We start from the raw sequence: 23,374 nt of genomic DNA on the forward strand, positions 1-23,374 counted from the left end.
TCGTGACGGAAAAATGGCGTTGTTTTAATATGCAATCAGATAATTTTGACAGATGAAGCCGTATCGCCTGTTAACGATTGTTAATAACAACGCCCTTTTTCAATTTCAGAATCAGTAAAGCCTCTGGTTAGCGCGTGCAGTTATCTGGCAAGAGACGCGCCAATTAATGAATTGGTGCCATTTTGATGCGAAGATTATTCATCAAAACGTTCATAAAGGTAACAACAACGACTTTCTCCGCACAACAGCACAATTGTGATATCAATAATGAACATAATTAATAAATCGCAGAGATCATCATAAACGTCCACGAGATTCATCGCTCTGTACTTAACAGTGGATTGCTGGTTTTTATCACACCGTTGTGGCTATCAGAAAATCGATCAGCGCTTTCACTGTTTTGGTTTTACCCGCGTTTTTATCCTCATCGCAACGTCTCCCCTTGATTAAGCCAATGAAAAGCTGGTCTCATTGCTGGGTGAACTGGCGGCAGAGAAAAGTGTGACGTCTGCACAAATCGCGCTGGCATGGCTGCTGGCACAAAAGCCGTGGATTGTTCCTATCCCTGGTACCACCAAGCTACACCGGCTGGAAGAAAACCTGGCGGCTGCCGACATTGTTCTTTCACAGGATGACTCACGGCAGATAACCCAGGCGCTTGAAACGATTAAAATCGTCGGTGAACGTTATTCTCCTGAACACCAGGTACGCGTAGGCCGTTAATACCCAAACGGGTCCACAGCAAAATGCGGGCCCGTTACTCTGAATAGCGAAGTGCATCGATCAACAGCGCAAAAGCCGGCGGATGCTGCTTACGGCTCGGGTAGTAGAGGTAATATCCGGGGAAAGATGGGCACCAGTCCTGCAAAACCTGAATAAGCTCTCCTGACTTGATATAATCCTGCACCCTGTCTTCAGGTATACAGGCGATGCCAAAACCGGATAACGCCGCATCAATCCTTTCTGCCTGCAGATTAAATGTGACCTGCCCTTCCACTCTGACCCGTAACGGTTTCCCTTCCTTCTCAAACTCCCAGTGGTAAAGCCCACCGGCTGTCGGCAGGCGCATATTGATACACCGATGATTTTGTAGCTCGTGCGGCGTTTCAGGTGCAGGGTTTGTAGCGAAATAAGATGGGGCTCCCACTACGGCCATTCTCATGTCCGGCCCAATTCTTACCGCAACCATGTCCTTATCCACGCTTTCACCCAGTCGGATCCCGGCATCAAAACGCCCCTCAACAATATCGACAAAGCCGTTATCCACCACCAGCTCGAGATTAATTTCCGGATATTCTCTGAGGAAGGGTTTTAGCTTCGGCCAGACCAGACTTCGCGCGGCATGCTCCCCGGCAGATAAACGGATATTGCCGGAGGCAGTACCGTTCAGTTGAACCAGCGATTCCAGCTCCTGTTCAAGATCGGCAATACGCGGTTCAAGGCAGGCAATAATTCTCTCACCGGCCTCTGTAGGGGCAACGCTTCGAGTCGTGCGGGTCAGAAGGCGGATATTCAGCCTTTCCTCCAGGGCCTTCATCGCGTGGCTGAGTGCTGACTGAGAAACCCCCAGTTTACCCGCTGCTTTGGTAAAACTTCGCTCCCTCGCTACCACAAGAAAGATTTGCAGTTCGTTGAAGTTTTCTTTGAGCATAGGCGATTTCCTTATGGAGGCATTCCCTTCATCGCACACTCATGAAGGGTGTTCATAGACACAATCATTTTAGCCCTATTACTGACAATAATGATAATTGATATTCTGGCTGTATCGAAAATAAGTCTGCATTATCAGAAGGTTTATCATGAAAATACTCGTTGCCGGGGCGACAGGAAGTATTGGTCTTCATGTCGTCAATACCGCTATTGAAATGGGTCATCAGCCCGTGGCGCTGGTCAGAAATAAACGCAAAGTAAAATTGCTTCCTCGGGGAACGGATATTTTTTACGGCGATGTTTCAATGCCTGAAACACTCACCGAATTACCGAAAGATATTGATGCCATCATCTTCACACTCGGTTCTGATGGTCAGGGTCGAATTGGTGCCCGCGCTATCGATTACGGCGGAGTACGCAATATTTTACGAATATTCAAGGATGTACCTGTTCGTATCAACCTGATGACCACGATTGGCGTGACTGAACGGCTCAGCACCTGGAATCAGCGCACTGAGGTTCATGACTGGAAAAGACGTGCCGAGCGTCTGGTCAGGGCCAGCGGTCATCCCTATACCATCGTCAGGCCCGGCTGGTTTGATTACAACAATGATGATGAGCACAGAATCGTAATGTTCCAGGGAGATCGTCGCCATGCGGGAACGCCGGAAGACGGTGTGATATCTCGAGAGCAAATCGCCCAGGTCCTGGTCAGTGCCCTGACCAACGACGAGGCAAAAAATAAAACATTCGAGTTGGTGGCTGAACGAGGCGAAGCACAGCAGGATCTTACGCCACTGTTTGCAGACCTGCAGACTGATGATCCACAAAAAAATGATGGGGTTTTAGACATGGACAATATGCCTCTGCGTGAAGAACCTGACTGCATTATTAACGAGCTGAACCTATATTAGATTTTAGAGGAGGTTATACCCTGCCGTTTTGACTTTCAGGACTTTCATTTGTAGTGGTCAAGTAATACGCATTCTGGCGATTCGGGAACAATGCGGTTGCTTAAATTTTGTAGAACAACGTATTTGCCGCTATTGGGGACTGAACGAAACCAAAATATTCATAGAACGCTCTGGCCTTGCCATCAATAGCATGTACCATGATGGCTTTGATACCCACTTGATCGGCTAAGTTGGAAATGCGCAGTACAGCATCATTAAGCAACCATTTTCCAAAACTATGACCTTGCGTACTGGCATCAACAGCAAGACGGCCCAACAGAACAACCGGAACAGGATCGGGCATATTCTGACGTAAACTACGCCCTAAGTCAGCGTGGCTCACGGATCCAGTTGCAATGGAATAGTAACCCACTACGCGCTGAGTAGACTCCAGACAAATGACGAATGTGCGCGATGCGTTGAGGTACTGATTTTTAATCGCCCGGCGACGTAGCCAATCATTTAACACCTCATTACCGCAATCGAATGGCTGCAGCTCATGCCCTTCGGTCAGCAACGCCGGCGCCGTGACGTTTATTTCCATTCTGGCTTCACATCCATCAGGCGTTGACGCCCCTCAACATTTTGTACAGGCGCTTCAAGCTGCTCAATGAAAGACTGATATCGGGTATCGTCCAGAACGAACACACGCTGATCCAGAATGATATTCTGGGCCTCATGCACGGCCTTCTCAATGATAAAGTCAGTGCGGTTTTTATTAACCAAACTTGCGGCATAATCAATCACTGCGCGTTCCTCATCAGTAGCGCGGATATTAATTTGCTTATCGCGAGTTGGCTTACGAGCGCTGGTTTGCATAAGTTTCTCCATATGGTAACAAATTGCTATACACAAACCTTAGCTCAATTGGTAGCAGATTGCTATACGAAACTTGAGTTGCACCCGCCTGATTCGGCGGGTTTTAACTTCACCTTCTACATAATCAAGGTGTTACAATATTAAACCAGAAATCGAAGCTGTCTAAATAGCCGAGGAATTCGTCAAGTTTTGCGTGATTACCGCTGACGTGTAACTCGCCCTTTTCTTCTGCTTGTTTTAGTGACTCCTCTTTGAGGATGATTTTGTTCAGGGTCGCGCGGTTCAATACAATTGAAGCATCAGCGTTACTGGCCTGCACGTTAGCACTATGATTAAGCACGCCATTTTCCAGCTCCAGCTTATAGTTGCCACCGTCATTGCCTAAATCGACATTAAAGACCGCTTTTGCATTTGCTGCCTTTTCGCCGTTGATGTGCACCGCCAAATAATCAAAGAACATCTCCGGTGACATAGCTTTAACCGTATCTGGGCTGGCCGTATTTGGTGTCGCACCTTTCACCACGCCGTTGCGTAACTCCTGGGCACCGGTCAGATAAAAATTCCGCCACGGACCTGATTCAGCCTGATATCCCATTTGCTCCAGGGCATCGGCCTCGAGGTTGCGTGCCTCTTTGTTGTTAGGATCGGCAAAGACGATATTGTTCGTAACTTGCGCCACCCAGCGATAATTGCCCTGGGCATAATCTGCTTTTGCTTTTTGCATAATGACATCAGGGCCGCCCATGTAATCAACATATTTCTTTGCCGCTTCGACGGGTGGCAATTCATCGAGGGTTGCCGGGTTGCCGTTGAACCAGCCGAGGTAAAAAACATAGGTTGCTTTCACGTCATGGCTGACAGAACCGTAATAACCGCGGCTGGCCCATGATTTTGCCAGACCGGGCGGCAACGTGAAGTTCGCCGCGATTTCATCACGGGTCAGTCCCTGGTTAGCCATGCGTAAAGTCTGATCATTAATGTAGCGATACATATCGCGCTGGCTCTTCATTAGCGTCACGACATTTTCATTGCCCCATGTTGGCCAGTGGTGTTGAGCAATAATAATGTTTGCTTTACCGCCCCAGCGACCAATCACGTCGTTGATATATTTTGACCATGCCAACGGATCGCGAATTTTTGCACCGCGTAGCGAATAGGTATTATGCAGCGTGTGAGTCACATCTTCTGCCGCTTCAATCATGCCCTTCTCTTCTACATACCACAGCATTTCTGATGGAGCTTCCGAACCTGGAGCCATCATAAAATCGTAGGTCAGCCCGTCGATAACTTCTTTCTGCCCGGTGTGGGTGATGTAGTTGGTAGGTTCAATCAGCGTCACCGTCCCGGCGGAGGTTGTCGTCCCAAGCCCCGCCCCAACCTGTCCTTTCGCATCGGGCTGTAATAAGTTGCCATACATATAACTGGCACGGCGACTCATGGCATTACCTGCCATAATATTTTCTGATACCGCTTCTTTCATAAAACCAGCCGGTGCATATACCTTCACTTTCCCGGATTTTACGTCGGATTCATCAACGACGCCGCGAACACCACCATAATGGTCAACATGGCTGTGAGTATAAATGACCGCCACGACGGGTCTCTTTCCACGATGTTGATAATAGAGATCCATCCCCACTTTTGCGGTCTCAGCGGATACCAGCGGATCAACCACGGTAATACCCTCTTTACCTTCCATTATGGTCATATTTGAAAGGTCCAGATTTCGGATCTGATAAACCCCTTCGGTTACTTCAAAAAGTCCACCGATATTGATCAGTTGTGACTGACGCCACAGGCTTGGGTTCACTGTATCGGGCGCTTTTTCACCTTCTTTAATAAACGCATACTGCTGCGGATTCCAGACTATATTGCCTTGTTTTCCTTTAATCAGGTCAGCCGGAAGCGGAGCAATAAATCCTTTGTGAGCATTAGAAAAATCAGTTTTATCATTGAAAGGTAACTGCCCGTACAATGCATCGTTTGCACTTTTCGTTTGTGCCGTGGCATCTTTCGCTCCCTCTTGCGCCATAACTGGCAGCGACATTAATGATGTGGAACACACACCAGCGATGACCATATAACCCACTATTTTATTAAGTTGCATAAATCCTCGGCTAATATACTTTATGAGCAGGGCTTCCCTACTCTTTTGAATGTTGAAACATTGTATAAGGGTGAAAATGTAAGTCTGTATTATTCGATAATAAAAGACTAACACCAAAAACCAATGGGGTTAATTAAAAAGATGTTTAATTATAAATTTTCATTTACTCTTAAATGAGTGTGATGATTGTCTTTTTCATATCTTACCTATTGTGGAAATACAGCCATGGTTGATGGATATAACGTACCACCACAATAGAATATTCAAGCCCTGCTGATAACTGATATTTAATTTATTTTTGGATTTACTCAGAACCTCTCAGGTAATCTGCTGATTGATGTCAGATACCCCCCACGTTCGAAATCAATATAACCACCTTTTTTTAACGCGGAGACAACATTCAAAATGCTGCTACGCGATAAGTGCGTACGCTCTTGAATATAATCTAAAATAGCGACTCGCTGGCGTGTCTCCTCGGGTAAAAGCATCATCTCCTCCAGATGATTGCGTATTACTGAATAGGTACGCTGCTGTACCACTAAATCATCACGATAGAAGAGATAACCGGTATGGTAGGAAACTATGGAGGCAACGTCTTCCCATAAACCATTTTTATGAAACAGCTCTCGCGCTTTATGCGCATCGACGCGTAGTATTGTTGACTCTGTTTCTGCACGTAATAAATGACCGTGAATTGGTTGGAGCATCTCCGCGAGACCGAACAGATGAGGTTCATAGACCGTGACGATCAGTAGGCCATCCGACGAACGCAAAATAGAAAGCTCTCCTTGCAGAAAAAGATACAACTGAGGCTGATTTTTGTGCATCCAAAGGATACGCCGACGTGGCACAACCTTGAGTTTTTCGGCTATGGGTTCAAGCGCTTGCGTCAAGCGTTGGATACTTTGTTCAGGACGTACCGGTGGTAAAATTTGCATGATAAAACCCGTACTCTTTCAATTGAGCTAACGATGTAAACCAAGATAACTTCAATGAAGATAGACCATATTCCAGCCATAGGGTTCCTATTAATAAAAGAACAAATTTATTTTTATTAGGCTATGTCATATGGAAAAGGCCACCAGCTGGTAGCGACAGACGATTAATTATGCCGCTGTACGCTCCCTGTATGACACGGGAACAGATGTTGTGAATTCAATAGTCCACAACCGTTACTATTAGCATCACTCTAAAGCCGGGTTTATTAAAATGATGCGCTAAAATTGATAGCTGTAATTAACGCTGGCAAACCAAAGCCACGGTTTTTTATATTCGCCCGCAAAAGCATCTGATTTAACCTGAGAAGACTGCATATGCAAGTACTCCACGGCAAACCCAATATTACTGGCAGGTGTAATCTGGTATTGTGCCCCGGTGCCAAATCGCCATTCGTCGCCGGTAGGTAACGACAGAGCAACATCACTTTGTGTTTTGTACGGCGAACTGTCAAACGCAACTCCCGCATTAATTCGCCACTGCTCATCAGGGCGATACTGTACGCCTAACGCGGTATGCCATGTATCTCTCATACGATTGGCGTGTTCGTTCGATTGACCATTAACGGTTATTTGTGGGCTACCAAACTGACTCCAGTCCTGCCAGCCAAGATCGCCCATCACCGACCACTGCGTGTTGATATCGTGAACCAGACTCAACATCACCTGCTGCGGTGCACGAACTTGTGCGGAGATCGGCAGGTCATACTCAACATTTGGCAGGTTTGGGAAACGCGCTTTTCCATCGATATTGAAATGATAATCGGTCTTACTGGTCCAGGTAATACCTGCTCGGGTGCGATCGGTTAAATCCATTAGCAAGCCAAGACGGTAATTCGTCGCCCAGTCATGATCGTTTTGTTTCTCATCATTACCCCCGACATTTCGGGTTAGCGATAGAAAGCCATAGTTTAGCCCCACAGCCGCACCCACTGAGACTTTATCATTCAACTTCCAGGCCATCCCAGGGCTGAGGGTCATTGCTACCATCGTACTTTTTTTAATTAGCCGATCCCCTGCCCAGTTGCCAAAATCGATACCCAGTCCATAGTTGCCATATAATCCAATCCCCGCCGAAACGGAATCACTGAGTTGCTGTGTATAAAACAGACTGGCATTAGGAAAAATTGTCATGACGTTGCCGGGGCTTTGTCGATCCGCCGATTCGTTATTCAACGAATAGGGAATATCTCCCCCCATTGCCTGCAATCCTGTGGTAACCATGTGGTCAGGTAAGCGAGTCATGCCTGCGGGGTTAGTGAATAGCGTTGACGCATCCTGGGCCCGGGCAGCCTGCCCGGCTCCCGCTAGCGCGGTATCCTCCGTACCTATTTCGTAAAAATAGAGCGCACTTGCATGACTGAGCGTTGAAAATAGCATCCCGGAGATGAGAATGATTTTTTTCTTCATTTGGTTACCTGCATTGATGGATAATCTTTTTGTGTAAGGAGTATGGCCAACAACGTGCCCGTCTCTCTAAAAACTATAGAGTTACCCCTCTGTTTCGCAAAGATTGTCTTATTGTTTTCGGTAACATCATAATCAGGGGACTGGCGTGGTGTCGTGACAAAATCGATCCAATATTAAATTTTCAAATTCAGTACTACGACTTCACTATTACAAAACACATTTAAATCATCTGTTTTACGTAGAGTATTAAGAATAAGACTACATTGACGATCGTCACAGGGTTTGCATACCCTCAGTGGCTTAGTTTGTTAAATAATGACCAAAATGCTTAAAGAATCATAGGTCCTCATACCTTACCACTCCTCAATACATATTGGTCTCTGAAGCATTATTTAATGGTGGGCGCCAGCACCGCGCGGTGATAATTAACTCAAGTGTAAAGAAATGAAAATTTAATATTTTCATTATAAAGTATGAGTGAAGTCGCCACAGGAAAATCCATAGTTATGATCATAACAAAAATGTCATGTGAGATAAAAACGCCACTTTTAACCCTTGCGAAGACGTCGTCTTCGCAAAACTGTGTGCCCTGAGTATGTGATTAGATTCAATAGGTTAAACATACTTCCATTTTTTCAAACCTAATCAATAAGTGAGGTGAATATATTAGCACGCAAACCAGGAGAATAACTTTAATAATGACGCCAGTATTTTAACTATTTGAAGAATGGAATCTGTACACGTAATAGCACACGAGAATCAAATAAGACTCATTCTCATATCTGTTTTAGTTAGTAACAGAGATGACAGATGATAGCTAATCCAAAGTAAAGATAGGGGTAATTATTTATGGCCTCACAATATGACTTTACTGTCACACTCCACGATCTCGCTTTTATTCTTAAGCAGATCAAAATATCTGAAGCAGCAACTAATCCGGATGGTTCGATCAATGGCGATGCCCTTCGAGAGTCAGTATCCAGCCCGCTATTACCCTATGGACTGCGCACGGTAGACGGTTCGTGGAATAGCCTTTTGCCCGGCCAGGAGTTATACGGCTCTGCCGACCAGACAATGCCGAGGTTAACCGCATTGAATTGGCAGGATGCCGATGAGGGGTCCAGCTACTTCCAACTTGGTGGTACGGTTACTGATGCAGACCCCAGAATCATCAGTAACTTGATTTCGGACCAAACAGCCTCTAACCCTGCCGCTCAGGAGGTGTTTGACGCATTAAAGGGTGTGCCTGGTGGTGGGACCATCACCGGGGAAGGCAATACCTTAACCATCCCTAACCAGTCTCCGGATGTGGGACTCTCCCCTGCTTTTAACGGCTGGATGACGTTCTTTGGTCAGTTTTTTGATCACGGCCTGGATCTGATCCCCAAAGGTGGCAACGGGATTGTTTTCATTCCCTTGCAACCCGATGACCCGTTGTACGAGGAAGGTTCACCAACTAACTTTATGATCCTAACCCGGGCCACGGTTGATGAAAACCGTGAAACGGTCAACACGACGACGCCATTTATTGATCAAAACCAAACCTACACCTCTCACCCTTCGCATCAGATTTTCATCCGTGAATACGTATTAATTGACGGTAAACCTGAGCCTACCGGTAATTTGTTGGGCGGTGCTAACGGTGGTCTGGCGACCTGGGCTGACGTCAAACAGCAGGCTGAGACCTTACTCGGTATTACACTCACCGATCAGGATGTCTTTAGTGTTCCACTGCTGGCGACCGACCGTTACGGTAATTTGATTTTAAGTGACAGCGGTAAAGTACAAATTGTCACTAAAGGTGGCCTGGTTGAGGCTAACGGTGGCGTGTTACCCACAGATACGTTCCGGACGGGGCATGCGTTCCTCGATGATATTGCCCACACGGCTGCACCAAAAGCGGGTCTGATCGCAGATGATGATGATGTCATTGGCGGCGAACAAGCTCCCGGAACGTATGATGATGAGCTTCTCGATCGCCACTTTATCACCGGCGACGGGCGTGGTAATGAAAACATTGGCCTGACTGCCGTCCATGCGGTGTTCCACAGCGAACATAACCGCCTGGTGGAACAATATAAAACCACCCTGCTGGAAACCGGCGATGTTGGCCTCATCAATCAGTGGTTAATGCCCAAACACCAAATAACCGAACTGCCCGAAGATACCAGCACCCTGGTCTGGAATGGTGAGTACTTATTCCAGGCAGGACGTTTCTCTACGGAAATGCAGTACCAGCACCTGGTGTTCGAGGAATTTGCCCGTACAGTGCAGCCTGCCGTCGACCCGTTTGTCTTCTCTAACACGGCGGATATTAACCCGCTGATCTTTGCCGAGTTTGCACATGTGGTGTATCGCTTTGGCCATTCGATGCTCACAGAAACCGTGGCGCGTATCGATATCGACAACGAAAACGGCGATCTCGATTTAATTACTGCGTTCCTCAACCCGGTGGCATTTAATCAAATCAACGGTGTGGGTGTTTCTGATGATGCGGCCATCGGCGCAATTGTTCGCGGCATGACGCGTCAGGTGGGCAACGAGATTGATGAGTTTATTACCGATGCCTTGCGCAATAACCTCATCGGGTTACCGCTGGACTTAGGTGCACTCAACATTGCGCGCGGTCGTGATACCGCAATGCCGACGCTGAACCAGGCTCGCGAGCAGTTCTTTGAACTCAGCGGTGACTCGCAGTTGCGCCCCTATACCAGTTGGGCCGATTTCACCACCTACCTGAAAAACCCGGCGTCCATTATTAACTTTATGGCCGCCTACGGTCAGCATGAGCTGATCCTTAACGCCACCACCCTCGTCGAAAAACGCGCGGCGGTTAACTTCCTGTTGTTTGGCGATAAAAACAATGCCCCACCAGCAGATGCGCTCGATTTCTTCAACAGCACCAACTCATGGGCTACCAAAGAAACCGGCCTGAATATGGTCGATTTCTGGATCGGCGGCCTGGCCGAGCGCAAAAACGAATTCGGCGGCATGCTGGGTTCGACCTTCAACTTTGTGTTTGAAACGCAGATGGAAATGCTGCAGGACGGCGACCGGTTCTACTACCTGAGCCGTGTTCAGGGCCTGAACCTGCTCAATGAACTGGAGGCAAACTCGTTCTCCGCACTGGTGATGCGTAACAGCGACCTTGGCGAAGCGAATTCCTCTCACCTGCCCGCTAACCTGTTCCAGACGCCGGATCATATCTTCGAAGTCAATACCGTGTTGCAAATGGAAAGTGATCCAACATGGGGGAATCCGCTGAAAGACCTGCTGACACCTTTGCTGGTGCGACGGGCTCCGGGGAATGATGTGGATGGTGATACCCATGCCGACGGCGGCTACCTGAAATACATCGGCGACGGACATGTGGTACTCGGCGGCACTGCCGGAAACGACACGTTAATTGGTGGTAAAGGTATCGATAGCCTGTGGGGTGACGGTGGTGATGACCGTCTGGACGGTGGCGACGAAGCCGATGTGGTCCACGGTGGTGATGGCAATGACATTATTACCGACACCGGGACACCGGTTGGCGATGCTGATTTCCTGCACGGCGATGCCGGGCATGATGTCATCTTCTCCGGTAACGGTAACGACCTGGTCTTTGGCGGCAGCGGTAGCGACTTCGTGGTGGTTGGCGAAGATGCACAGGAGGTCTTCGGCGGTCTGGATAACGACTTTGCGCTGGGCGGATCCGGGGCTGATACCCTGATGGGTAACGAAGGTGACGACTGGCTGGAAGGCGGCGACGGCTTCGACACGCTTGCCGGTGATAACTCTGAGCTGTTCTTCAACAGTACCATTATTGGTCATGATGTGCTGAACGGTCAGGGCAACGATACCGACTACGATGGTGAAGCTGGCGACGATATTATGGTTCAGGGTGCGGGTATTCAACGCAACAATGGCATGGCCGGTTTCGACTGGGCAATCCATAAAGGCGACCCGAACGGTGCGAACTCCGATCTCGGGATCCCGATTTTCGTTAATCAGCAGGAATTCATTCTGCGTGACCGCTTTGACCTGGTCGAAGGGCTTTCAGGATGGAAGCACAACGACATTTTGACCGGCACGGAACAGCCGATCGGCACTGCGCCGGTTCAGGGCACCCCGCTCTCCAATAACCTGACGCAGGAAGGTGCGGACAGGATCAACGGCCTACAGTCCATTCTCGGCGTCGAGCGTTCCTCTAACCCGAATGCGGTGTTGCTGAATCCGGATGACGGCAGCGACATCATCCTCGGCGGTGGCGGCAGCGACCGTATTATGGGTAAAGCGGGTAACGACATCATTGATGGCGATGCCTGGCTGAACGTGCGTATTGCCGTCACCGGCATGGCAGGACTCACCAGTGCAGAAAGCATGGCTGAGCTGAAGTCGTACATGCTGGCCGGCACCCTGAAACCGAACCAGTTGTCGATCGTGCGTGAGATCTTGCGTGAAGGTAACGGCACCGAAACTGACGTTGCGGTGTATCGCGATATCAGCACGAACTATGCCTTTACCCGTATGGCGGACGGTAGCCTTCGGGTCGACCACGCAACGCCGAATGCCGCCCTCAACCTGGATGACGGCACTGACCGCCTGCTGAATATCGAAAAACTGGAGTTTGGCGACGGTCAACAGCTGTGGGTCACCGCACAAAAAGCGACAGGTAACGTCAACATTAGCAGCGCGACACCTTCGGTCGGTGACTTGCTGCGCGTTAACGTGGCCAACTTGCTGGATGGTAACGGACTCGCGGCAAATACGGTGATCACCATGACCTGGCAGGCTCTGGTCAACGGACAATGGCGCGATCAGGCAACCGGCGTAGAGTTCAGAGTACCGGGCTCTATTCAGGGCGCTCCGCTGCGTGTGGTCGCCAGTTTTAACGACCAAATGGGCGATGCGGAAACCTTAGTCTCAGCACAAACCCAGGCCATTATGCCACGCAATCAGGCGACCACCGGCGCACCGGTGATTAACGACCTGACGCCGACTGAAAGCCTGACGTTGACCGCAGTGGTCTCCGGCATTGCTGATGCTGACGGTCTGAGTGGCGGCAACTTCAGCTACCAATGGCGAATGAGTTCCCCGACAGGGTTCATCAACATTGTTGGTGCAACATCGGCAACCTATACCCCAGGTCAGGCCGCTGTGGGACGCACGTTGCAGGTAGTGGTCACCGTCGTTGATGACGAAGGCAACCCCCCTGTTGTTCTGACATCAACCACCACTCAACCGGTGGGGGATCTGATTGTTGGTAATAACGGAAACAACACGCTGAACGGTACCGCATGGAGTGACATTCTGCGCGGTGAAAATGGCAATGACAATTTGTTTGGTGGTGCGGGTGATGACCTGCTGGTCGGAGGGGCCGGAAACGACAGCCTGTCTGGTGACGCGGGACAAGATACGCTGCAAGGCGATGCCGGAGATGACCTCCTCGATGGTGGTTTGGGGGCAGATAGCATGACCGGGGGTGCCGGTAATGACACCTACATCGTGAATGACGTTGGTGATGTGGTGATCGAAGGTCTGAACGGCGGGACGGACGTGGTTCGCACCAGCCTCAGCAGCTACGACATGACCGGTAACGTTGAAGAACTGGTGTTCACCGGCAGCGGCAGCTTTATCGGTACCGGTAATGGACTCGCCAACATCATTACCGGTGGTGCGGGCAACGATCAGCTATTTGGTATGGGAGGCAACGATCAGCTGTTCGGTGGGATCGGGAATGACTTCCTGGATGGCGGAGACGGCAATGATAACCTGCAAGGTGGAAACGGCAACGACGTCATGATTGGCGGCGCGGGCGTCGATACCCTCACCGGCGGTAACGGTGACGATATCCTCAATGGTCAGGAAGGCAATGACAATCTGGATGGCGGTACCGGGAATGACATCTTCGCCTTTGCCGCCAACTTTGGGCGAGACCGCATCACCGGTTTTGACAGTAATCCTAATGGTGGTCAGGACTATCTTGACCTGGTTCAGTTGGGCATTAATGCAGGGAATTTTGCCAGCAGCGTGTCCATCACCGGCAGCAACGGCAATACCATCGTCACTATCGGGGCTGACAACATCACGTTGGTCGGCGTCAATTCAAGCACCGTCACGATAGGTGATTTTTATCTGGAAACGCCGAACACCCTTGCCAGTAATAACGGCAACGGTTCATTGATCGTATAAGGAGAAGACTATGTCGCGCCAGCATACGCCAACAGAACTGAATGATGCATTAAAAGGAACGAAACCTACTTTTCTTATCCTGTTATTTTTTAGTTGTGTGATTAATATGCTTATGCTGGCGCCGGCAATTTATATGCTACAGGTTTATGACCGCGTTCTGGTGAGTAAAAACACCACCACACTGTTAATGTTAACCTTACTCATTGTCGGTTTATATACTGTCATTGCCATGATTGAATCAGCCCGTGCTAAGGTCATGGTTCGTTTGGGAAATCGGCTGGATGTGAAGTTAAGCCAGCTGATTTTTAACTCAGCGTTTAAAAGAAAGATTGCCACCGGAGAGAACAATCCCGCGCAGTCAATAGCAGAACTTGACCAGGTTCGTCAGTTTCTTTCTGGCAATAGCCTGTTTGCTCTGCTGGATATTCCGTGGACCCCCATTTATTTATTCATCGCCTTTCTTGTCCACCCTTTATTGGGATATCTCTCCCTCGGCGGGATATCCATACTGTTTATTCTCACCATAGTGTCTGAATTATCGACGAAGCGACCTATTCAGCAAGCCCATGCGTTGACCATCAACAATGCCACAAAACTCAATAAGCAGTTGCAAAACTCCGATGCCATTGAAGCGATGGGGATGCTCTCTACCCTCAAGTCCAACTGGCAAACCCAGCATGACAAGGTGCTGGTATTACAAACGCAGATCGCCGACAAAACGGCAGGATTAAGCAGCCTGAGCCGCTTCGTGCGAGTGTTATTGCAGTCCATCGCGCTGGGCGCCGGTGCGCTACTGGTGATCGGGGGACAAATTACCCCCGGCCTGATGATTGCCGCCTCGATTATTCTGGGGCGCGTTCTGAACCCGGTTGAACAGGTGATCGGCAGCTGGAAGCAGTTTGTGCAATTTCGCAGCGCGTGGCACCAGTTATCAAACCTGCTGAAGGAGTACCCGGCACCGAAAGATGTCCTGACTCTGCCAAAACCCAAAGGCAATATCAGCGTCGAAGCCGTCTTTGCGGCCGCCCCCGGTCAGCATACTCCGCTGCTACGCAATATTTCATTTCAGCTTGAACAAGGCGAAGTACTGGGGATTATTGGCCCGTCAGCCTCAGGCAAAACGTCGCTGGCTAAAGTGCTGGTCGGCGTGTGGAAACCGTTATCGGGTAAAGTCAGGCTCGACGGCGCGGATATTTGTCAGTGGGATAAAGAACTGCTGGGCCCGTCCATCGGCTACCTTCCGCAGGATGTCGAACTGTTTGACGGCACAATCGCGCAAAACATTGCCCGTTTTACGAAAAATGACAGTGAACTTATCGTGACGGCCGCGCTGCTTGCGGGTGTGCACGAGATGATCCTGCGCCTGCCGCAGGGGTATGACACTTTACTGGGTTCAGGTGGATATCAATTATCAGGTGGTCAGCGTCAGCGTATCGGGCTGGCGCGCGCGGTGTATAACAACCCCGCATTTCTGGTCCTTGATGAGCCAAATGCTAACCTGGATGATGCCGGTGAATTTGCCCTCATCAAGGCGATTAATACCCTCAGAACCCAGGGGCAAACCACCGTGATCATCTCCCACCGCCCCACGCTGCTCGGTGTGGTGAACAAGGTTTTACTGCTCAATGAAGGGGCTATCCAGGAGTTTGGTACCCGTGATCAAGTCTTTACCACGTTACGCCAGGCCAATGTATTAAAACCAGTGGCGACAGCGTCTTCATCCAACAATGAACAAAAACGCGAGGCATGAAGATGAAAAAGAATACAAAAGGTTCTGGAAATCCGGGGTCTTCAGGTGTGGATACCAATATCTGGGCACCGATTGTTCGGGGAATCGTCGTCATCGTGCTCGGCGTTGGCGGCTTTCTGCTCTGGGCGGTACAAGCGCCGTTGGATGCCGGGGTGGTCGCGGATGGCACGGTGACGGTATCAAGCAACCGGAAAACAATTCAACATCTGAGCGGCGGACGTGTAACGGATATCTTCGTTAAAGAAGGTGACCAGGTCAAAAAAAATCAGGTCCTCATCCGTCTGGATAAAATGCAGCTCGATATGCGTTTCAGTGCCTTAAACGCGCAGTATATTTCAGCAAAAAGTATTGAAGACCGGCTGATGGCAGAGCGAGACGGCCTGGAGGAGATTGCCTTCAATAGCGCGCTGACTCAGCAATTTTCCGGGAATAAACGTCTGACAGAAGTCAGAAATTTGCAGGCCAAACTCTTTGATACCCGGCGTAAAACGATTCAGGATGAATTGTCGATGATTCAGGAAACGCTTGATGGCCTGATCGGGCAGACAGAAAATCTCAACAAAATAAAAGGTTATCGCGATCATCAGTTCACGCTGATTAACCGCGAGCTCGGCGCAATTCGTGCATTGAGTGAAAAAAACTACTACCCGAAAGCGCAATTACTGGTGCTTGAACGTGAGGCCGCTGAAATCTCCAGCAGTGTATCCGAAGATATTCTGAACATTGCCAAACTCAAATCTCAGCAAAATGAGTTGAAAATCAAAGCATATCAGGCGCGTCATCAATACCTGCGTGAGGTAGAGTCTGAACTGACCGAAAACCAAAAAGAAGTCGCCATGCTGGAAGATGAACTGGTATCTACCCGTCATGAGCTGGATAACACAGAAATTCGCTCCCCCATTAACGGTGTGGTACTGGACGTTAAGGTCAGTACCGTTGGCGGTGTAATTCAGCCGGGCGAACATCTGATGGATATTGTTGCCGCCGGACAACCGATGCAAATCGATGCCAAAATACCGGTACATGCCATTGATAAACTGGCGCCAGGGTTAACCGTGGACGTCCTGTTCCCGGCCCTTAACCACGCGTTGCTGCCGTCAGTACCTGCGCATGTATTAACCGTCTCCGCTGACCGGTTAATTGATGAAGCCACTCAACAGCCCTATTACCTCGCCGAAGTGCAGGTTTCCTCTGAAGGTGCGCGCTTGCTGGGTGATTACAAGATTAAAGCCGGGATGCCCGCCAGCGTAACGATAAAAACCGGCGAGCGGACATTTTTAAGCTACCTGTTTAAACCCTTACTCGCCCGTCTGGAACTGGCGTTTAAAGAGTACTGATCGTCAATTCATTACCCTGACAGGAACCCTGGTGCTCATTGGCGAGCATCAGGCCTGTTTATGCCATTGCTGGTCGCCCTGCTTTCTTGTAACCTTCCCCTTCGCAAGCCTACTGCGTGCGTGAATGATTAATTTGCACCCCTGAACTGGACTTCATATGAATGCTCATACTTCGAAAGACCCTTTACACGGCGTAACGCTTGAAATGCAGGTCACTGCGCTGGTTGACCGCTTTGGTTGGGCTGAGCTGAGCCAACTCATCAACATCAACTGTTTTAAAAACGATCCCAGCGTTAAATCCAGTTTGAAATTTCTGCGCCGCACGCCCTGGGCGCGCGCTGAAGTAGAAGCGTTGTATCTTGATTCCCTGAATGATGACGCCCCGGAAAATACCGAGTCACCGGACTTCGATCCCTGGGCTAATAGTCGCGCTAATAAGAAATAAGAGCCCTTTCAGATGTCTGCACCCGGTTTTATTTCAGGTCATTACCAGAAAAAGCTGGCGAATCTCGTCGCCCGTTCTCGCAACATACTGCCAATAACCAACGTGAAATGGTTCGCCGTGCTCGTCGGCAGCATGCTCTTACTCGGCAGTTGCTCTTCCGAGCCGCCGGTGCCGAAAACCTCGCCACAGCCGCCGTTAACCAAACCGCAGCGTAGTCAGGAGCCGATGCGTGGTGTCTGGCTGGCAACGGTTTCGCGCCTGGACTGGCCGCCGATCTCCTCGGTTAACGGCAGTTCGTCCGCCATCCGCATTAGCCAGCAGAAAAAAGCGCTGACGGATAAGCTGGATAATCTTAAGCGTCTTGGGATCAACACCGTGTTTTTCCAGGTCAAGCCAGATGCCACCGCGCTATGGCAATCCAAAATTTTGCCGTGGTCAGATACCCTGACGGGCAAAATTGGTGAAGATCCGGGTTACGATCCGCTGCAGTTTATGCTCGACGAAGCCCATAAGCGTGGGATGAAAGTCCATGCCTGGTTTAATCCGTATCGCGTTTCTGTCAACACCAAACCCGGAACGGTAACGGAATTAAATAATACCTTGTCCCAGAATCCATCCAGCGTCTTTGTTCTGCATCGGGACTGGATCCGCACGGCGGGTGAGCGTTTCGTCCTCGACCCGGGCATTCCTGAAGTCAGGGACTGGGTAACCAGCATCGTGGCGGAAGTGGTTGAGAATTATCCCGTCGACGGCGTGCAGTTTGATGACTACTTCTATACCGAATCACCCGGTTCTGCGCTAAACGACAGTCAGACCTTCAGAAGATATGGTCAAGGATTTGCCTCGAAAGCGGACTGGCGACGCCATAACACAGAAAAGCTCATTGCGCAGGTCTCGCAGACTATCAAGAAACTGAATCCTGAAGTGGAGTTCGGCGTCAGCCCGGCAGGCGTATGGCGTAACCGTTCGCACGACCCGGCGGGTTCCGACACGCGCGGTGCGGCGGCCTATGATGAATCCTATGCAGATACACGCCGCTGGGTTCAACTGGGCCTGCTGGATTACATCGCCCCACAGCTTTACTGGCCTTTTGCCCGGGATGCCGCGCGTTACGATGTGTTGGCAAAATGGTGGGCGAACGTGGTCAAGTCAACCAACACGCGCCTGTATATCGGGGTTGCGCTGTATAAGGTTGGTGAGCCGTCAAGAAAAGAGCCCGACTGGGCGGTTAACGGTGGTGTTCCGGAACTGAAAAAACAGCTCGATATGAACGAGACTGAACCGCACATCAACGGTACGATCCTGTTCAGAGAGGATTACCTTAATCAACCCCAAACCCAGGATGCGGTAACCTATATCCGCACCCGCTGGGGGCAGTAATGTTGCCACTGTCCGCCGCTATGGCATCAAGCGGCGGATGTTAGTCGATACAGATGCACACCAGATGACCGCGCTGAAGCTGGATTGCCCCCTGCCGTTTGAGTCTGGCAAGGGTATCCATAACCGTGCTACGCGAAAGTCCGGTACGATCCCGAATGTATTGTGCTGCAGAGATCCTTTGTCTGATCTCCTCAGGTTCTTGTTGCAGCAGTTCGAGGTGTCCCCAGACCATATCTGTGGCACTCCGGCTGGTGATAAGGCGATCGCGTTGGCTCATTACCTGGATAATGTAGGCTTCAACGACCGCTACCGACTCCCATAACTGATCGCGATTCACGACCGTCATAAAATCTGTTTTCTTGATAACGTGTGTCGTACAAGGACTGACGGCCTCAATATCATAAAAATTTTGCCCGGTAGGAAGAAAAAACTCTGCCATTCCCAGCATTATTGGCGCCTGCTGGCTTGCCAGAATAAGACCATCAATGCGACGTCTTATCACGATTCTCCCCTCTGTCAGCAGCCAAATTCCGTTCTCTCCCTGCGAGTCCATAATAAAAGACCCACTGCGATATAAGGATTGTGGTTCGGAAAGTGGTAATAATGCGTTGAAAAGTCTGGAAATATTTACCGCCAGAAGTTCTTCACTGCGACCTGATTGTTCGGGGGGATTTGTCATAGCGTTCTCAAGATTATTTATATTGCCTCTCTTCAATAATTATCCTTCTGAACGGAAAAAGCAAATGAGGAAAATCCAATTTTGGATTGGCTTATATCGGATAATTTTCGAGGAAGTCTTATTTTATACTTTTAACATATTAACACTCTTTGCCATTAAAAATATGGCGATAATGTATCGCTAACAACGGGAGTTTTTATGGTACTCAATTATATTGCATTAGCGATGCTCATTTTCGTGTTCTTAGTTATTTTTTATGGCGTACTGATTTTGCATGACATTCCCTATGAAATTGCCAAAAAGAGAAATCACCCACATCTGGATGCGATCCATGTAGCTGGTTGGGTAAGCCTGTTTACGCTACATGCGCTCTGGCCATTTCTGTGGATATGGGCAACGTTATACAGTGATAAACAGGGTTGGCATGGTCATGTCTCGCGTAATGACACGCAGGAACTTACCGCGCGGATCGCCTCGCTGGAGAAAACACTCGAAAAAATAGCACCCGGTAATGTGCAGGAATCGAAGGTGAATTGATCGTGGAAACATTATTAGTATTAAGTTACGCCGCTATTGTTTATGCCATTTTCAAGATATTTAAAGTACCGTTAAATAAATGGACAGTCCCTACAGCGGTTCTTGGTGGGATAGTTATGCTGGGCGCGTTAATTCTCACCATGAATTACAACCATCCCTATACCGAGGATGCGCAAAAACTGGTAGTGGGTATTCCTGTTGTCCCACAGGTTACGGGCGTGGTGTCTGAAGTCACGGACAAAATTAATACACCGATCAAAAAAGGTGAGATTCTGTTTAAAATTGACCCTACCCGCTACAAAGCCAAACTGGAAAAACTGGAAGCGGACATTGTCACGGAAAAGCATGACGTTATGGCGCTGGAAGAAAAACGCAACAGCGCGCGTCTTCAGTTTGAGCAGGCGAAAGCAGAGCGCGATAAGTATTACAAAAATTATCAGCGCTACCAGCAAGGAAGTCGGGCTAAGGTTAATCCCTTTACCGCCAATGATATTGATACCGCGCGTCAGGATTATCTGGCGCAGGATGCGGCGATGGATGCCGCCCATGCTGAATTGAACAGCATTCAAAAAGAACTCGACAGCAGTATTAATGGTCAAAATTCACAGATTGCCAGTTTACAGGCACAAATTGATGAGGCGCGATTCAATTATGAACAAACGATTGTTCGTGCTCCAAGTGACGGTTATATCAGTCAACTCCTGGTGCGGCCCGGAACCTATGCCTCGAGGCTCCCTTTTAAACCCGTGATGGTATTTATTCCTGCCCACAAGAATCAAATTGTGGCGGCTTTCCGTCAGAACGCTATTTTACGTCTTAATGTAGGCGACGATGCAGAGATTGTTTTTAACGGGTTGCCGGGACAGGTGATCGAAGGAAAAGTGGTGAACGTGGCCCCGGTAATCCCTACCGGAGCCTATTACGCCCAGGGCACGTTACAATCGCTGAATATGGCGCCAGGAAGCAACAAAGTGCTAGTGAGCATTGATGTCGGTGAGAATCAGGCGGAACAGCAGTTGCCAGATGGCGTGGCCGCGCAGGTTGCGGTCTATTCCGCACACCATTTTGAAGCCTTGTCGTTGCTGCGAAAAATACTGTTGCGTATGACCAGTTGGATGCACTACCTGTATCTGGATCACTAATGGCGTATTCGGGCGCAGGCGTTGCGCCCGAATACCAGTTTTGCGGAATCAGGCCGCGGCTGGTTCAGGCAATTTGAATGTCGAAACCAGCAGCGCTAACTGCTCGGCCTCTTCTTTAAGCACCTGGGTACGTGCGGCAGCGTCATCGATTAACGACGCATTCTGCTGCACGGTGCTGTCCATTTCAGTTACCGCCAACGTGACTTCTGAAACACCTTTGCGTTGTTCTTCCCCCGCTACGCGAATTTCACCCATCAACTGGCGTACCTGCCGCACATTGCTGACCAGTTCTTCCAGCCGTTCGCCGGCAGTGTGAATTTGCTGACTGCTGCTGCCCACATGAGACACCGACTCATCAATCAACGCTTTGATTTCCTGAGCGGCTGTAGCACTGCGCTGTGCCAGCGTACGAACTTCAGAGGCGACAACGGCAAATCCTCTCCCCGCATCGCCCGCGCGGGCGGCCTCAACGGCAGCGTTCAAGGCCAGAATGTTGGTCTGGAAAGCAATGCTATCGATCACCGCGACAATTTCTACCATTCTGCCGGATGAACCGCTGACGTTATCCATGGTGGAGATCACCCCCTGCATCACATCGCCGCAGCGGTTGGCCGTTTGCGCGGTATTGTCGGATAACTCATCTGCCAGCTGCGTATTGCTCGCATTTTGATGAACGGTCGCATTTAACTGTTCCATTGCCGCTGAACTTTCTTCCAGCGCCGCTGCCTGCTGCGTCACCCGTGAAGAGAGCTCCATATTGCTGTCTGCCAGGCTGACCGCGTTATTGGCGACCACCACGCTGCTGCTTCTGACGGTAATCAGGATGGCCGCGATTTTATCGACAAACAGATTAAACGCCTCCGCGATGGCTGAAATCTCATCTTTGCCGCGGACATCGAGACGACGGGTCAAATCACCTTCGCCCTGCGCAATATCATCCAGAGCGCGACGCGTATCGTCCAGACGCGAGATCAGTCTGCGCACCACCAGCCAGGAGCCCACCAGCAGAACCGTCATAATCGGGATCAACACTTCCAGGACGTCCTGCATCATCACTTTTGCAAGGCCAACAATGCGTGATTCTGGCGTGACCAGGCCCACCACCCAGCCGGTGTCCGCCATCGGGAACAGCATCACCCGCGACGGTGTGTTCAGCACGCCATCGTTTTCCAGCGTAATGGTTTTCACCCCGTCGGCAACGCGAAGCGACTTCAGGCCATTTTCGACCGGAGCCAGCCATTGCGCACTGCGGGACAGATCGCTAAATGTTTTCTGTTTTGCGTTATCGGCCTGCGGGAAGTACAGGATTTGTCCCTGTTTATCGACCACAAACGCATAGCCACCGGTGCTGTTGCCCTGCTGCTGCATAAAGGTCGCGACGTTATCCAGACGAATATCGGTGGTCGCTACTCCGGCAAACGTGCCCGAGTGCAGGTATGGGATACTGCAGGTCACCATATTGACGCCAGAACTGGCATCCTGATAAACATCAGACCACAAACAACTGTTCTGCGAATGCCCTTTGGCATGCTGATACCAGCTTTCGTTGTGATAGCCATTTGAACCTTCGGCGTTATAGTCGTTGGAAAAATCCAGTTTTCCCTCCGCGTTACGCGCCCAGAAAAAGCTGCGCTTCTCCACGCCCGGAGTGAAAGCATTTGGCTCCGGCCAGATCCCGCCGCCGGTAATAATCGAATTCTTATCCTCGCCAATCAGGTGCGGCACCACGCTTTGGTACAGGGATTCATCGTTAGGTAATACTTCAGCCAGACGTGACAGACTAACGGTCTCGCCCTCAATACGCGATAACACGGTACTCAGTTGGCGGGTTAACCCTTGCCCCGTCTCTTCGATCAGGGCGGTATTGATCTCAACAACCCTGGGCTGACCGCGCCAGAGCATAATCGCGACAATCACCAGGGTGGTGACGGCAAGCAGCAGAATGCCGCCAATGGTTAAACGCGTGGAAATACGAGTAGGATACCAGGCCATA

16 protein-coding genes and 1 pseudogene are annotated in these 23,374 nt (G+C 49.8%); 9 read left to right on the forward strand and 8 right to left on the reverse strand.

Features of this window, described 5'->3' with window-relative positions:
* Window positions 1-450 precede the first annotated feature (450 nt).
* Window positions 451-723, forward strand: a pseudogene (locus tag FCH32_RS10465) (aldo/keto reductase); the annotation flags it as partial.
* 34 nt (window positions 724-757) lie between these two features.
* On the opposite strand, the gene FCH32_RS10470 reads toward FCH32_RS10465, so the two are convergent.
* Window positions 758-1,651, reverse strand: coding sequence for a LysR family transcriptional regulator (locus FCH32_RS10470; protein WP_146716824.1), 894 nt, complete (start codon window positions 1,649-1,651; stop codon window positions 758-760).
* Between the two features lie 148 nt (window positions 1,652-1,799).
* Between FCH32_RS10470 and FCH32_RS10475 the strand changes: the two genes are divergently transcribed.
* Complete coding sequence (locus FCH32_RS10475; RefSeq protein ID WP_174360860.1) at window positions 1,800-2,564, forward strand: SDR family oxidoreductase; 765 nt, start codon at window positions 1,800-1,802, stop codon at window positions 2,562-2,564.
* Between the two features lie 100 nt (window positions 2,565-2,664).
* Here FCH32_RS10475 and FCH32_RS10480 read toward each other — a convergent pair whose 3' ends face one another.
* The 5 genes from FCH32_RS10480 to FCH32_RS10500 form a co-directional block, all read right to left on the reverse strand.
* Entirely contained in the window at window positions 2,665-3,147 is a 483-nt protein-coding gene (locus tag FCH32_RS10480) for a GNAT family N-acetyltransferase (protein WP_137400129.1), read from the reverse strand.
* The gene (locus FCH32_RS10485) at window positions 3,138-3,434 is read right to left on the reverse strand and encodes a type II toxin-antitoxin system TacA family antitoxin (protein WP_174360861.1); all 297 of its coding nucleotides are present in this window, start codon (window positions 3,432-3,434) and stop codon (window positions 3,138-3,140) included. The genes FCH32_RS10480 and FCH32_RS10485 overlap by 10 nt, the downstream gene beginning before the upstream one ends.
* 112 nt (window positions 3,435-3,546) lie before the next feature.
* On the reverse strand, window positions 3,547-5,529 hold the full coding sequence (locus tag FCH32_RS10490; protein WP_137363302.1) for an alkyl/aryl-sulfatase: 1,983 nt from the start codon (window positions 5,527-5,529) through the stop codon (window positions 3,547-3,549).
* Between the two features lie 308 nt (window positions 5,530-5,837).
* Window positions 5,838-6,467, reverse strand: a complete 630-nt coding sequence (locus FCH32_RS10495) for a winged helix-turn-helix transcriptional regulator (RefSeq protein ID WP_117342784.1) — start codon at window positions 6,465-6,467, stop codon at window positions 5,838-5,840.
* Between the two features lie 279 nt (window positions 6,468-6,746).
* Complete coding sequence (locus FCH32_RS10500) at window positions 6,747-7,934, reverse strand: OmpP1/FadL family transporter (RefSeq protein WP_174360862.1); 1,188 nt, start codon at window positions 7,932-7,934, stop codon at window positions 6,747-6,749.
* 849 nt (window positions 7,935-8,783) lie between these two features.
* On the opposite strand from FCH32_RS10500, the gene FCH32_RS10505 reads away from it, so the two are divergent.
* From FCH32_RS10505 to FCH32_RS10525, 5 genes are all read left to right on the forward strand, one after another.
* On the forward strand, window positions 8,784-14,111 hold the full coding sequence (locus FCH32_RS10505) for a peroxidase family protein (RefSeq protein WP_174360863.1): 5,328 nt from the start codon (window positions 8,784-8,786) through the stop codon (window positions 14,109-14,111).
* Window positions 14,112-14,121: 10 nt separating this feature from the next.
* On the forward strand, window positions 14,122-15,861 hold the full coding sequence (locus FCH32_RS10510) for a type I secretion system permease/ATPase (RefSeq protein ID WP_135912043.1): 1,740 nt from the start codon (window positions 14,122-14,124) through the stop codon (window positions 15,859-15,861).
* A gap of 2 nt (window positions 15,862-15,863) precedes the next feature.
* Window positions 15,864-17,198, forward strand: coding sequence for an HlyD family type I secretion periplasmic adaptor subunit (locus tag FCH32_RS10515; protein ID WP_135912042.1), 1,335 nt, complete (start codon window positions 15,864-15,866; stop codon window positions 17,196-17,198).
* Between the two features lie 157 nt (window positions 17,199-17,355).
* Window positions 17,356-17,643 carry a VF530 family protein gene (locus tag FCH32_RS10520; RefSeq protein WP_096757060.1) on the forward strand — a complete coding sequence of 96 codons (288 nt, stop codon included), beginning with the start codon at window positions 17,356-17,358 and terminating at the stop codon, window positions 17,641-17,643.
* Window positions 17,644-17,655: 12 nt separating this feature from the next.
* The gene (locus FCH32_RS10525; protein WP_174360864.1) at window positions 17,656-19,023 is read left to right on the forward strand and encodes a glycoside hydrolase family 10-like protein; all 1,368 of its coding nucleotides are present in this window, start codon (window positions 17,656-17,658) and stop codon (window positions 19,021-19,023) included.
* A gap of 40 nt (window positions 19,024-19,063) precedes the next feature.
* Here the strand turns inward: FCH32_RS10525 and FCH32_RS23360 are convergent, their stop codons facing one another.
* Window positions 19,064-19,525, reverse strand: a complete 462-nt coding sequence (locus FCH32_RS23360; RefSeq protein ID WP_137363555.1) for a helix-turn-helix domain-containing protein — start codon at window positions 19,523-19,525, stop codon at window positions 19,064-19,066.
* 375 nt (window positions 19,526-19,900) lie between these two features.
* On the opposite strand from FCH32_RS23360, the gene FCH32_RS10535 reads away from it, so the two are divergent.
* Window positions 19,901-20,239 carry a DUF3302 domain-containing protein gene (locus FCH32_RS10535; protein ID WP_096757054.1) on the forward strand — a complete coding sequence of 113 codons (339 nt, stop codon included), beginning with the start codon at window positions 19,901-19,903 and terminating at the stop codon, window positions 20,237-20,239.
* Window positions 20,240-20,241: 2 nt separating this feature from the next.
* On the forward strand, window positions 20,242-21,381 hold the full coding sequence (locus tag FCH32_RS10540) for an HlyD family secretion protein (protein WP_115259944.1): 1,140 nt from the start codon (window positions 20,242-20,244) through the stop codon (window positions 21,379-21,381).
* A gap of 48 nt (window positions 21,382-21,429) precedes the next feature.
* Here the strand turns inward: FCH32_RS10540 and FCH32_RS10545 are convergent, their stop codons facing one another.
* A complete protein-coding gene (locus FCH32_RS10545) occupies window positions 21,430-23,373 on the reverse strand; it encodes a methyl-accepting chemotaxis protein (RefSeq protein WP_115258499.1) in 1,944 nt (647 codons plus the stop codon).
* Between the last annotated feature and the right edge of the window lies 1 nt (window position 23,374).

The organism is Citrobacter gillenii, from assembly GCF_013337685.1.
Taxonomy (GTDB): Bacteria; Pseudomonadota; Gammaproteobacteria; order Enterobacterales; family Enterobacteriaceae; genus Citrobacter; species Citrobacter gillenii.